At 67.1% G+C, this 277-nt stretch carries 1 protein-coding gene; it reads right to left on the bottom strand.

Going from position 1 to position 277, the window contains the following annotated elements:
• Positions 1 to 86 precede the first annotated feature (86 nt).
• A partial coding sequence (locus FS793_RS16455; RefSeq protein WP_222123789.1) for a hypothetical protein occupies positions 87 to 277 on the bottom strand: 191 nt, incomplete at its 5' end.

Raw genomic sequence — 277 nt, 5'->3', positions numbered from 1 at the left:
CCTCATCCGATCCATCTCCCCGATCGTCCTCACCGCCAACCCGGCGCTCCACCCACCAGGCGACCTCATCCCGTTCATCACCCAGCTCATCCCCACCCTCCCCTCACCCATCCCCATCCACACAGAACGCACCCCATCATCCCCAACACCATCCTCATCCTCCCACCCCTCCCCCTCCTCCCCTTCCTCCTCCTCATCCTCTCCCTCCTCTCCCTCCCCACCACCCTCCCCTCCACCATCACCCCACCCCTGCTCCCGCCCCACTCCCTCCGCACCG

The organism is Agrococcus jejuensis (assembly GCF_007679035.1).
GTDB classification, from domain to species: Bacteria; Actinomycetota; Actinomycetes; order Actinomycetales; family Microbacteriaceae; genus Agrococcus; species Agrococcus jejuensis_A.
This window is presented reverse-complemented; position numbering and strand designations above follow the sequence as displayed.